This is a genomic window from Gordonia sp. NPDC003429 (assembly GCF_053588575.1).
Genome location: NZ_JBSFQF010000007.1, coordinates 1 through 12330, shown reverse-complemented (window position 1 = coordinate 12330; position 12330 = coordinate 1). Strand labels below are relative to the sequence as shown.

Genomic DNA, 12330 nt, shown 5'->3' with positions numbered 1-12330 from the left:
CTGGCCGGCGGATCGGACCCGATCAGCCGGTTTGGCGTCTGCCGACGGTGTGGATCACGGTCACCTCGGGATTCCACGGCAGAAGCCGGTCGACGGTGTGCCGCAGCGAGGACACCGGCGGAAGGTCGTGCGGTCCCAACACATTGACCGTCACCGATTCACCGCTGATCGACACGCCGGACACCTCGGTGTCACGGACCCCGCCGTCGCTCAACCACACCTTCGTGGCCCCGGTGATCTGGCTGACCCACAGCGACGACAGCGAGTACCCCACCATCGGAACCAGGACGATCACCAGGGCCACGGCGACCGCGATGTAGGCGTTCCTCCGCCGGGTGACCGGTCCCTCGTAGGCGACGGCGGCCGCGTAGGCGTAGCCGGCCATGGTCAGCACCACGATGGACGTGATGACCATCGCCACCACGTTGGAGGCGAACAGGATGAACGCTCCCAGCGCGAGTGCGGGCGCCCCGGAGCCCAGGCACACACCGACCACACCGAGCGGGGGAACCAGCGAGATGGCGATGGCCACGCCGGGCAGCACGTCGCCGACGTCGCGTCGCGTGATGGCGATCGCCCCGACCAGGCCGGTGGCCAGCGCCGCCAGCAGGTCGTCGATGGTGGGGGAGGTCCGTCCCAGCACCTGCGCATTCGACAGCACCGTGACCGGATTGGGAATGACCTGCGCGAGGAGCACACCCATCAGCGTCACCACCGCCGCGCCGGCCACCACGTAGCCGACGCTGCTGACAATCAGGTGGCGCCTTCCGGTGACGATCCCGTGCCCGATCCCCAGGATCGGGGTGGACAGCGGTGCGACGATCATCGCGCCGATCACCGTGGCCGTGCTGTCGCCGATGATGCCGGCGATCGCGATGATGCCCGAGAGCGTGAGCATGATCCAGAACGCCGACCGCTTGGCAGATCGGTCACCCACCGCGAAGTCGAGTCGTTCCTCGAGTTCGACCAGGGTGCGGCGTTGCGAATCGGGGATGAGTGCCGACCTGATCGCTGCGCTGACCATCACGGCTTACAGTGAACACGCTCGGGTAGCCGGCCTTCACCTTTTCCGGACGAATCCTGCGACGGCCATGACATTCTCCGGGCGACGCGCCGGGCGCCGCCGTACTCTCATGGCGTGACGTCGACAGCCCCCACCCAGGACACGGGAATCGCCCCCGACCGGCCGGGACTCGTACTCGCCGCACTGATCCTGGTGGCGGGCGTGGCCAACATCAATCTCGCCGTGGCCAATGTCGCACTGCCCGACATCGGCCGCGATCTCGACGCCAGTTCCACCCAGCTCAATCTCGTGGCCGTGGGCTACTCGCTCGGGCTCGCCGCGTCGGTGCTGTACTTCGGGGTGCTCGGCGACCGGTACGGCCGCAAGAAGTTACTCGTCCTCGGCATGTTGCTGACCCTGCCCGCGTCGATCATCGCGGGTACCGCACCCAATCCCGACATCCTGTTCGGGGCGAGGGTCCTGGGTGGTATCTCGGCGGGCCTGGCCTTCCCCACCACACTGGCGGTCATCACGGCCCTCTGGTCGGGGCCGCGCCGCACCAGGGCGATCGCGCTGTGGTCGGCTCTCGGTGGTGCCATCTCGGCCACCGGCCCCGTCATGTCCGGCGGACTGCTCGAGGTGTGGGACTGGCATTCGGTGTTCCTGGTGACCATTCCGCTGGCGCTGGTGGCCCTGGGCATGGCGTGGTTCTTCGTGCCGGCCGACGGCGGCGACAGCAAGGTCACCGTCGACAACATCGGCGGCATCACGTCGATCGTGTTGGTGGGTTCGCTGGTGATCTCGATCAACTTCGCGCCGTTGGGTTCTGCTTACCGAACCGCGGTGATCGTGCTCGCCGTGATCGCGGTGGTCTCGACGGTGTTCTTCGTCTGGCGTCAGTTGCACATCCCGGTGCCGCTCTACGATTTCCGGATCGCGTCGCGACGCACCTTCTGGGTTGCCGCGGTCGGGGGGATCATCATCTTCGGCACCCTCATGGGCGTCATGTTCATCGGTCAGCAGTACCTGCAGAACGTCCTCGGGTATTCCACCCTGGAGGCCGGCGCCCTCGCCTTGCCGGCCGCGGCCGCCATGATCGTGGCCGCGCCCCGGTCGGCCAAACTCGTCGAGTCGGTCGGTTCGCGCGCCACGCTGCTCCTCGGGTACACGTTCATCCTCGCGGGATTGGTGCTGGCCCTGTTGACCTGGAGGGACACCGCATCACTGTGGATGGTCATCGGGGTGTACCTGCTGATCGGGCTGGGCGTGGGATTCGCGGGCACACCCGCATCACATTCGCTGACCGGGTCGGTGCCGGTCGCCCGTGCGGGCATGGCGTCGAGCACGTCGGATCTGCAGCGTGACCTCGGTGGGGCCGTGATGCAGTCGATTCTCGGCGCCATTCTCACCGCGGGCTATGCGAAGTCGCTCAACGAGTCGATCTCCTCCTCGCCACAGGCCGATCAGATCAGTAGCGAGACTGCTGCGGCGCTGACCAAATCGTTCTCCAGCGCAGCCGATCTCGCGCAGCGTTATCCGCAGTACGCCGAGCAGATCATCGCCGCGGCCCGCGACGCGTTCGTCCACGGCGATCTCCGTGCGTACGCCGCGGGCGTCGTGATCGTCGCCGCCGGTGCGGCACTGGTGGGCTTCTGCTACCCCAACGCCGCCGACGAGAAGGCTGCGATGAAGGAGTATGCTGCAGAGAATGACGAGGCCTGACGCCCTCGCGGCGTCGAGCGCCGCCGACGTTCTCACCGCGGTGGGTTCCTCACCGCGTGGTCTCACCGAATCCCAGGCGCGACAACGGCTCGAGCGAGACGGACCCAACGCGCTGCACACCGTGCGGGTGCACCCGCTGCGTATCCTGGCCAACCAGTTCAAGAGCGCACTGATGGTGCTGCTGATCGTCACCGCGATCCTGGCCGGGGTGCTCGGCGACGTGAACGACGCGGCCGTCATCGGGGTGATCCTGGCCGCGAGCGTGCTCGGCGGATTCGTCAACGAACTGCGGGCCGCACGCGCCACGCAGGCCCTGCACGACCGTGTGCACCACACCACCACCGTGATCCGCGACGGCACGCCACGCTCCATCGACGTCACCGGCCTCGTGGTGGGAGACATCGTGCAACTCGTTCTGGGACAGATCGTTCCGGCCGACCTGCGGCTCCTCGAGGTGACCGACCTCGCCTGCAACGAGGGCGTTCTCACCGGCGAATCGGTGGCCGTGGACAAGAAGCTCGACCCGGTGGCCGCCGACGCCGCCCTCGCCGACCGTACCGACTGCGCCTTCATGGGCACGGTGGTGCAATCCGGTGGCGGGGTGGGGGTGGTCATCGCCACGGGTCAGCGCGCCGAGTTCGGTGCCATCGCAGGCGGTTTGGGCGGTGAACCACCGCAGACGGCATTCCAGAAGGGGCTGTCGAAGTTCTCGATGCTGCTGTTGCAGGTGGCCGTGGTGCTGACGATCTTCATCCTCGCCGCGAACCTCATCCTGGGCCGCCCCATCATCGACTCGGTGCTGTTCGCACTCGCGATCGCGGTCGGTATCACCCCGCAGTTGCTGCCCGCGGTGGTCACCACCGCACTCGCCGCGGGGTCTCGCCGACTGGCTGCCGACAAGGTTCTCGTCAAACGCCTTGTGGCCATCGAGGATCTCGGCGACATCGACATCCTGCTCACCGACAAGACGGGGACCCTCACCGAAGGCCACATCGAACTCACCGCCACGTTGCGGCCCGACGGCACCGCCGACGACACGGTGCTCCGCGCCGGCCTGCTCGCCACCGACAGCACCCTCGCGGCCGGCGGCAATGAGCTCGACGCGGCGCTGCGGCGCGGTGCGGGGCACCTCGCCGACGACGCCGCGGCCCGCACACGCGTGGCCACACGACCATTCGACCACGACCGGCAGATGGCATCGGTGATCACCGTCGACCCCGACGGGGCGGCGCGACTCGTGGTCAAGGGCGCCCCGGAGAAAGTGCTGGAACGCTGCGGAGTCGGCGCCGACGAGACCGCGGACAACACGCTGACCGGCCTGTTCGCCGCCGGTTCGCGGGTGGTGGCGGTGGCCGACAAGCCGATCGCACCCGACTCCCGGGTCATCACCGACGCGGACGAGCACGATCTGCGGCTGGTGGGCTTCCTGGTGTTCCTGGACAAACCGAAAGCCTCTGCGGCGCAATCCCTGCAGCAGCTCGCCGACCTGCACATCACGGTCAAGGTGGCCACCGGCGACAACGTGGTGGTCGCCGCCAAGGTGGTCGACGATCTCGGCATGGCCTCCGGGGGCGCGATCACCGGGGCCGAACTCGACGGCCTCGACGATGCCGGGTTCGAGTCGGTGGCACGCGACTACACGGTGTTCGCGCGCGTGACGCCCACCCAGAAGGCACGGCTCGTCCGCGTGTTGCGTGCGCACGGCCAGGCGGTGGCCTTTCTCGGTGACGGCGTCAACGACTCACTCGCGTTGCACGCCGCCGACGTCGGGATCTCCGTGGACAGCGCCACCGACGTGGCGAAGGACTCGGCCGATGTGGTGCTGCTCGAGAAGGATCTCGGTGTGCTCGCCCGTGGGGTCGCCGAAGGCCGCCGCACGTTCGCCAACACCATCAAGTACGTCCAGATGAGCACGTCGAGCAACTTCGGCAACATGTTCAGCGCCGCCGGGGCATCGGCGCTGCTGCCGTTCCTGCCGATGCTGCCGAGTCAGATCCTGCTCAACAACCTGCTCTACGACAGCAGTCAGCTGGCCATTCCGAGTGATCGCGTCGATCCGGAATCGCTTCGCTCCCCATCGCATTGGGACATCGCGGCCATCCGCCGATTCATGTTGTTCTTCGGTCCGCTCAGTTCGCTGTTCGACTTCATCACCTTCGCCGTCATGATCAACGTGTTCCACGCGAAGGCGGCGGAGTTCCACACCGCATGGTTCGTGGAGTCGCTGGCCACCCAGACGCTGATCGTGTTCGCCATCCGCACCCGACGCATCCCCTTTCTGCGCAGCCGGGCCGGCGGGTGGCTCATCTTCTCGGTGTGCACCGTGGTCACGATCGGCGTGGTGCTCCCCTTCACCCCGCTTGCGCACCTGCTCGGTTTCGTGGTGCTGCCCGCGACGTTCTACGCATTCCTGGTCGGCATGGTGCTGACCTATCTGATACTTGTCGAGCTGGGCAAGCACGTGTACTACTCCACGGCCACGTTCGGCCCGCAACTACCGCCGCGCTGGCGTGACGAGGTGCATCACCTCGAGCGGCGGGCCTCGCGCTTCACCGTCACGCACTCACGTCGAATGCGGGGCTGACGCCGGTGAACGAACTGATCGTTCCGCCAGCACGTTTGGCGTCCCCGAAGTAGCGGATACGGAAACGCCCGCTCGATCCGGGCGCGATTCGCCACGCGATCGTGATGATCGACGACGTCGTGGAACCGGCCGGTCGGCGCCAGTTCAGTTCGCTGTCCCAGCTGTCGTCGTCGACGGTCGCGGTCCACCGGCCCGACTCGAATCTCTCGATCACGAAGTAGCCGTCGCGTGCCGCCGAACCCGACGCGCCCACCCGGCGCACCTTGTTCGCCGGATGAGCACCGCAGAAGTCCACCGACACCGTATCGCCGACGCGATACCCGGGCTTCGGACCGCGCATCACATCACCGAATCGCCGGCCCGCAACCGGGGTGTCGGCGGGTGTCGGGGGCAGCAGGTCGGGTTGCATGCCGCTGAAATCGGCGGGCGAGGGACCGCCGCCGGTGCGGCGCCCGGCCTTCATGTCGCGGGCGAGACGATCGAACTCCTGCATGTATGCGCACAGCGTGTACCGCCCGAACTGCGTCTCGCCGCCCTCGTACTGCTGCGACAAATACTCCTCCGGCGTCGTCACGTACTGGCTGTAGGCGTTCGAATATCCTTGGATGAGAACGTATTCCAGTGGCACGCCGAGAGCCTCGGCCACCACTCGGCGGATGCGCAGGCCGGCGGTGATGGTGTACTCGGCCGGTCCGGCCACCAGCACGAGGTCGGCGATGCGCAGAATCTGGATCGGCAGCACCTGCTGAATCCACGGACGGGGCGGCATGAATCCGAGCGGGAACAGCGGCACCTTCGGTGCTTGCATCTGCAGCACCCAGTCCGGCGCGTTGGCGTTCGGGTTCACCCCGAGCGCGGCGGCAAAGGGGAGCACCATGCCCTCGGACAGGAACGACAACTGGCTGCGCGTGTTGTCCTCGGTGCTCGTGGCCGCGGCGGCTGCGCCCATCACCGCCGGTGTGGTGCGTGCCGGCGTGCCCGACGGTGTGTAGCGTCCGTCGATCGCGACGGCGGACATGTCGACGAACCGGTAGGCGTAGTCGATACTCCCCGACATCGGCCTACTCGATGCGAGTGCCCGGTTGCCCGCCTGGAACTGACGTTGCCCGATGATCGCGCAGTTGGCGCGGTGATCGGCGGTCGGGCCACCCGGATGCAGTTTGCGAACCCACAGGTTCGGCGTCATGTCACCCGCGTTGGTCTGCGGGAACGAGGCGACGACGGCCGGATCACGCCGCTCGGCCAGGTACGAGGCGTAGCCCTTGTTGTCGGTGGAGATGAGGGTGTTGGCGTCGGTCAGCGAGGTGCCGTGGGTGGAGAACCAGGTGATCTCACCGATCACAGTGCCGCCCTGCCGAAGTCGCAGCGAGGTGACCTGCGGATCGATGTGTTCGGGAAAGTGGTCGCGATCGGCGGCCGGATTCTCCATGAACGCGGCCAGCGAACGGTTGGCGCTGGCGTTGTGCAACTCCGAGTGCCCGATCTCAAGGGTGCCGGGGGCGAGGCTGCGGTGCGCGGCGTCGATGGCGTCGACGAGCCCGGCGATCTCGGCGCGATACGAGTTCTCCCGATGCCCCTGTGCGGCAAGCACGTACGCGTAATCCCAGGCCGTACCGCCACACGTGTTGTGGTTGTGCGTCGCGTTGAGGTTGACGTTCTCCTCGCGGTAGAGGTTCCCGAAGCGGCGACGCAGTTCCTTCATCACCCCCACGCGGTGGGATTCGAAGATGATCGCGAGGTCGGCGTTGACGAAGACGATCCGTTTACCCGTGGCGGCGTCGGCGATGATGTAGGCGCGCGCCCAGGTGCGTTGCAGCAGACCGGATGCCACCTGACTGAGGTCGGAGTACCCCATCATTCCCTGCCCGGCGATCGCGCCGGTGAGATCACCCTTGCCCGCGCCCACCAGATAGCCCGACGACGGTGCCGCATGCACCGGCCCGGCGGCGGCCGATCCGGTCGCGATGGACGCGCCCAGCAGGCCCACACCGGCCGCACCGGCGGCGGCGCCACCGAGGAAGCCGCGTCGGGTGACTCCCCGCATGCGTGTGTCACGTGATGTGCTCATGAATTTCCCCCTTGGACAAATGGACGCGGGTCAGCGAACGCTACGGACGAGCAGAACCGAGATGCCGCCGAGAATGCCGAACACGGCCGATGCCACGTAGAGACCGGTGAATCCGCCGGTGAGTTCCACGATTCCGGCGCCGACGAGCGGGCCGACCGCCTGCGGCACGGCCATGGCGATGTTCATGATGCCCAGGTCCTGACCGTTGTGTTCGGCGTCGGGCAGCACCTGCGTCGCCAGGGCCTGGTCGACGCCGAGGAACACCCCGAACCCCATCCCGAGTAGGCCTGCGGCGACCATCGTCATCGACAGGTCGGCGACCGATGCGATGCAGATGGCCGCCGCCCCCTGCGCGACGCCCGCCGCCAGCACGAACGGCTTCCGTCGGCCCACCTTGTCGCTGAGCACACCGGAGATCAGCGCGCTGGCCACCACGAACACCATGTACACCACCGACACCAGCAGCACGTCGTTGTCCGGATCGCCCGAGTGCAGCCCGAACGCGAGGAAGAAGAACAGCAACGAGGTACCCAGTGCATTACCGAGATTCACCAGTATCCGGCCGAGCAGTGTCCAGCCGAAGTCGGGGTGTTCGGCGGGCGAGATCCACAGTTCGGCGATGATCGTGCGCGGACTCAGCCGACCCTTGTCGTGCGCCTGCTGTGCGGGGTCGTCGAGGTAGAAGGCGAACGGCACCACACACAGCAGGAGTACGAGGGCGTAGAACACGTACGCCGGCAGCGCGGCCAGCGCCAGCGTTGACACCACGGCGATGCCGAGGATGGCGCCGATGGCCTGTGGCGCCGACACCCAGCTGGACACCACACCGCGCTGGAACACCGGGACCTGATCGCTGATCAGGGCCGTCAATGCTGCCGAGACGGCGCTGAATCCCGTGATGACGGCGCACCACAGCACCGTGATCGCGATGATGTTGTGGCTGAGACCGAGTCCGATCAGCGAGGCCGCGAACAGCGCTGCGCCCCCGAGAATCCAGGGCCGTCGCCGACCGAAGCGGCTCGTGGTGCGATCCGACAACGATCCGGTCAGCGGAAACGCGATCAGCGCGCAGACCGCCGAGATCCCCGACACCACACCGAAGGTGAGTACGCTCTGCTGCCAGTTACCGGCGTCGACGGTGCTCCCGATGCCCAGCCAGTCGTTGATCTGGTTCGGCAGGGTGAGCTGGAACGGGGCGAGCTGGGCCAGCCAGACGCCGAGCCAGGACAGTGCGAACAGTGCGATCCACTTGCCCGGCACCCGCTGCCACGGCAGCGTCGCCATGTGCATGCTGTCGCGTCCCGGCGCGTCGGTCACCGACTCACCCATGCCGTGCCCGCACCACTGTGAACGCCTCGTCTGCCACCTCGAGGGTGCGGGTGATGTCCGTGTCGGTCAGTGCGGCATTGATGAAGTGATTGTGATGGGAGGTGAGGAAGACGCCCCGGCGCACGCATTCGGCGATCCACTCCTGGTGCAGCATCAGGGTGTCGTCGTCGGCGATGCGCAGATAGAAGAGCGCCGGCTCGCCCGAGGCGACCAGATGAAAGCCGTTGTGTGCGGCCACCTCCACCAGTCCGTCGGTCAGCGTGGTGCCGAGCCGGCGGAACAGTGCCGGCGCGTCGATCTGTTTCAGCTTGGTGATGGTGGCGATGGCGGCGGCAAACGGCACCGCGCTCATCCAGTAGCTGCCGGTGTAGGTGATGGAACTGACCGATTCGCGCAGTGATTCGCGTCCGCACAGTGCGGAGACGTTGTAGCCGTTGGCGATTGCCTTGCAGAAGCAGATGAGGTCGGCGCTGAACCCGTAACGGTGGTCACTGCCGGCCAGGTCGAGCCGCCACCCTGCGCGCACGTCGTCGCAGATGAGTACCACGTCGTGCTCGTCGCACAGGGTCCGCACCGCCTGCCAGTACCCGTCGGCGGGCAGTTCGTTGTCGACGAAGTTCCCGTGCTTGTACGGTTGCGCGATCAGCGCGGCGATCTCGCCCCGATGGTCGCTGAATGTCTTTCGCAGGGAATCGATGTCATTCCACGGCACTTCGATGTTTCCGGCCACGTCCTGCGGCAGGACTCCGGGGTAGTCGAGTTTCTGGGTCCACGGATCCACCCCGTGGTAGTAGCCGTCGAAGAACACGATGCGCTGCCTGCCGGTGGCGGCACGCGCGGTCATGATCGCGAGGGTGGTCACGTCGCCGCCGTTCTTGGCGAAGAACGCCCAATCCGCGCTGGCCACCGTGTCGGTGAGGAGTTCGCCGAGTTCCACCATGGTGGCGCCCGGGATCGACACCACGTCTTCGCGGCCGGCCTGTGCCGCCGCGGCGGCGTCCACGTCGGGGTCGCGGTAGCCGAGCACGTTGGGTCCGTATCCGCACATGTAGTCGATGAACTCGTTACCGTCGAGATCCCAGAAGCGGGTTCCCTCTGCGCGATCGGAGAACAGCGGATAGGCCGAGCGCGGGATGTAACACCCCTCGCTGGGACCGAGGTGGCCGTAGATGCCGCCGGGAATCACCTTGACGGCCCGGTCGAACATCGCGTTGCTCTTGGCGTAGCGACGGAGATCGGACTCGACGACCGTGCCGGCCCCCGCGTGGTTGAGGGTGGGATGAGTGAGTGTCATGTCGGGCTCATGCCTCCAGGTAGCTGCTGACGCGGTCGAGAATGCGGTTGGTGTTGTCCACGAGCGGGATGAAGCCGCGCATCGCGATCCGGCCGTCGCACAGACAGGCCAGTGCGCTCTCGCGGCCGGTGAGAATGCCGCCCGCGACGTCGAGGTCGGCGAATCGCAGTGCCGCACGGGGCGGGGCGGTCAGGTCGTCGTCGAGGCGCAGGCGGTGATCGTTGATCTCCACCCGATAGCGGATGGCGTCCCCGACCTCGATGTCGAGGGTGCCATCGGCCATGTGCGCGGCCGAGAACCGCCCGCTCTCATCGAGATTCCCGACGATGGTGATGGCGGTGGCCGCCACGTGCAGGAGCAGTAGGGTGGTGGTGTCGGGATCGCGCGGGTCCGCCGACGCCGGGTCGTCGCCGCTACGCAGGTAGTTTTCCAGCAGATCGGTCAGCGGGGTGAACACCCGCGTGAGAAACCGGATTCCGGCTGGTGTGGCCAGCGGAATCGGTTGGGCTGCACCGGCGATCACCGCGTTGAAGTGCTTGGGTGAGGTGAACAGCAGGGTCGGTCCGCTCGCCCGGCGCGCGACGGCGGAGATTCCGTCGGGGCCGAAGCGGTAGTGGGCGGTGGGCCCGCCCCGCACCACGAGGTTGAGAGTGGTGGGGGAGTGGACGCCGGTGAGGATGTCGGCGGCCTCGGGGGCCAGTTCGGCCAGTCGGGGCAGCGCGCCGAGCACGGCGTGGGCGTTGATCTCGGCGAGCACGCGGTCATCGTGGGTGAGCATCATGACGGGGTGAGTTCCCCTTCGGAATCGGTATCGGAACTGGAATCGGAGTCGGTGTGGGCTACGGCCAGACCGGCGATGGTGGAGGCGAGGATGTCGAGGTGCCGGCGGGCGGCCGCGGAGTCACGGTCGGTGAGCCAGGAGACGGTGAGGCCGTCGATCGATGCGGTGACCACGTGGGCGAGTTGGTCCAGCGGCAGGCTCCAGCGGAAGGACATCCGTTCGGCGAGATAGCGCATCGCGTCGGCGACGGAGTCGCGGTAGGTCTGCCACTGCGTGCGAACGGCGTCGGGATCGTGGCGCATGCTGTGCGTGGCCAGTTCGAGGAGTGCGATCTCGCGGGCGGGGTCCTCCTCGAGTAGACGCAGGTAGCCGTCGAGCGCCTCACGCACCACGTCCCGCACCGACATGTTCTCCATCACCATGTCTGCGCTGAGGATCGCGGTGAGCTGTTCCTGGTCGGTGACGTGTTCGATCACCGCGCTCAGCAACGCTTCTCGTGACGGGAACACATAGAACAGGGCGCCCTGGGGCATACCCGCCTCGGCGACGATCGCTCGCGTGGTGGCGGCTGTCAGGCCATCGCGGGCGATCACGCGTACCGCGGCGTCGATCAATTCGCTGCGACGTTCATCGAAGGTCATGCGGCGCATCTCGTGGACGGTCCCTTACATTGGTGGAAAAGTTGACCACTTGGTCAACTGGGAACAATGTGCGCCGCCCGTGGGTGGCCTGCAACCGAAACCGGGAGGAGTTAACGAACACGCAACACGCCGCCGACGGTCGAGCGTCGACGCCGGTGAAGGAAGTTCGGCTGGTGTTCACCCGATGGCGGTAGGGTCCGGCCCGCTCGAATGAAGGAAGGCACGGGGAATGAATACTTTCGACAGGCGGCCGCTCACGCGACGGACGGTGTTGCGCGCGGCGGGCACCCTCGCCGGTGCGGGGGCCTTGACCGTTGCGGCAAATGATCTGTCCGGCAACGCTTCCGGTGCTCCCACTGCGGCCTTTGCGCACGGTGTGGCGTCGGGCGACCCGCTCGCGGATGCGGTGCTGATCTGGACGCGCATCACCCCGTTCGCCGACGCGACGCCCGGATCGGGCCGCGGCGGCCCGGCGTCGCTGCGCTGGGATGTGGCGCTCGATGAGAGTTTTCGGCAGATGGTGCGCAGCGCGACGGTCACCACAACCGCGGCGCGCGATCACACCGTCACGGTGGACGTGACCGGGCTCTCGCCCGCCACACGGTACTTCTACCGGTTCACCTCACTCGACGGCCCCACCGCCGGGCAGGTGTCGCCGGTCGGCCGCACCAAGACCGCGCCCGCGCCGGGTGCCGGCGTGCCCGCGCTGAACTTCGCGTTCGTCAGCTGCGCCAATTACGAGGCCGGGTTCTTCACCGCGTATCGCCGGCTCGCCGACCACGACGAGATCGACGCGGTGGTGGCCCTCGGTGACTACATCTACGAGTATCCGCACAACGGGTACGTGGGTCCCAAGGGCGCGGTCCGCACCGTCGCCCCACTCCACAATGTGGTGCGACTGGCCGATT

Annotated in this window: 9 protein-coding genes; 3 read left to right on the top strand and 6 right to left on the bottom strand. The window is 67.3% G+C overall.

Annotated elements, in window-relative coordinates; translation table 11 throughout:
- Positions 1-22: 22 nt before the first annotated feature.
- Positions 23-1024, bottom strand: coding sequence for a DUF389 domain-containing protein (locus ACWDSI_RS10465; RefSeq protein WP_449756589.1), 1002 nt, complete (start codon positions 1022-1024; stop codon positions 23-25).
- Positions 1025-1138: 114 nt separating this feature from the next.
- Here ACWDSI_RS10465 and ACWDSI_RS10460 point away from each other — a divergent pair, with 114 nt between their 5' ends.
- Both ACWDSI_RS10460 and mgtA read left to right on the top strand, forming a co-directional pair.
- Positions 1139-2725 (top strand): MFS transporter, encoded by a 1587-nt coding sequence (locus ACWDSI_RS10460; RefSeq protein WP_449756509.1) that lies wholly within the window; start codon positions 1139-1141, stop codon positions 2723-2725.
- Positions 2712-5309 (top strand): magnesium-translocating P-type ATPase, encoded by a 2598-nt coding sequence (gene mgtA, locus ACWDSI_RS10455; protein ID WP_449756508.1) that lies wholly within the window; start codon positions 2712-2714, stop codon positions 5307-5309. The genes ACWDSI_RS10460 and mgtA overlap by 14 nt, the downstream gene beginning before the upstream one ends.
- On the opposite strand, the gene ACWDSI_RS10450 is transcribed toward mgtA, so the two are convergent.
- The 5 genes from ACWDSI_RS10450 to ACWDSI_RS10430 are packed head-to-tail and all read right to left on the bottom strand — an operon-like array spanning position 5281 to position 11422.
- The gene (locus ACWDSI_RS10450; protein ID WP_449756507.1) at positions 5281-7377 is read right to left on the bottom strand and encodes a neutral/alkaline ceramidase; all 2097 of its coding nucleotides are present in this window, start codon (positions 7375-7377) and stop codon (positions 5281-5283) included. The two genes, mgtA and ACWDSI_RS10450, sit on opposite strands and share 29 nt — an antisense overlap.
- Before the next feature lie 30 nt (positions 7378-7407).
- Positions 7408-8706, bottom strand: a complete 1299-nt coding sequence (locus tag ACWDSI_RS10445; protein WP_449756506.1) for an MFS transporter — start codon at positions 8704-8706, stop codon at positions 7408-7410.
- A complete protein-coding gene (locus ACWDSI_RS10440; protein ID WP_449756505.1) occupies positions 8699-10000 on the bottom strand; it encodes an aminotransferase class III-fold pyridoxal phosphate-dependent enzyme in 1302 nt (433 codons plus the stop codon). The genes ACWDSI_RS10445 and ACWDSI_RS10440 overlap by 8 nt, the downstream gene beginning before the upstream one ends.
- Before the next feature lie 7 nt (positions 10001-10007).
- On the bottom strand, positions 10008-10781 hold the full coding sequence (locus ACWDSI_RS10435) for a hypothetical protein (protein WP_449756504.1): 774 nt from the start codon (positions 10779-10781) through the stop codon (positions 10008-10010).
- Positions 10778-11422, bottom strand: a complete 645-nt coding sequence (locus ACWDSI_RS10430; protein ID WP_449756503.1) for a TetR/AcrR family transcriptional regulator — start codon at positions 11420-11422, stop codon at positions 10778-10780. The genes ACWDSI_RS10435 and ACWDSI_RS10430 overlap by 4 nt, the downstream gene beginning before the upstream one ends.
- Before the next feature lie 229 nt (positions 11423-11651).
- Between ACWDSI_RS10430 and ACWDSI_RS10425 the strand changes: the two genes are divergently transcribed.
- On the top strand, positions 11652-12330 hold a 679-nt coding region (locus ACWDSI_RS10425), incomplete at its 3' end, for an alkaline phosphatase D family protein (RefSeq protein ID WP_449756502.1).

Excerpts from the sequence above, each read along its gene's own strand:
- ACWDSI_RS10450 (WP_449756507.1), bottom strand. The coding sequence starts at position 7,377 with ATGAGCACATCACGTGACACACGCATGCGGGGAGTCACCCGACGCGGC.
- ACWDSI_RS10440 (WP_449756505.1), bottom strand. The coding sequence starts at position 10,000 with ATGACACTCACTCATCCCACCCTCAACCACGCGGGGGCCGGCACGGTC.
- ACWDSI_RS10465 (WP_449756589.1), bottom strand. The coding sequence starts at position 1,024 with ATGGTCAGCGCAGCGATCAGGTCGGCACTCATCCCCGATTCGCAACGC.
- ACWDSI_RS10445 (WP_449756506.1), bottom strand. The coding sequence starts at position 8,706 with ATGGGTGAGTCGGTGACCGACGCGCCGGGACGCGACAGCATGCACATG.
- ACWDSI_RS10435 (WP_449756504.1), bottom strand. The coding sequence starts at position 10,781 with ATGATGCTCACCCACGATGACCGCGTGCTCGCCGAGATCAACGCCCAC.
- ACWDSI_RS10430 (WP_449756503.1), bottom strand. The coding sequence starts at position 11,422 with ATGACCTTCGATGAACGTCGCAGCGAATTGATCGACGCCGCGGTACGC.
- mgtA (WP_449756508.1), top strand. The coding sequence starts at position 2,712 with ATGACGAGGCCTGACGCCCTCGCGGCGTCGAGCGCCGCCGACGTTCTC.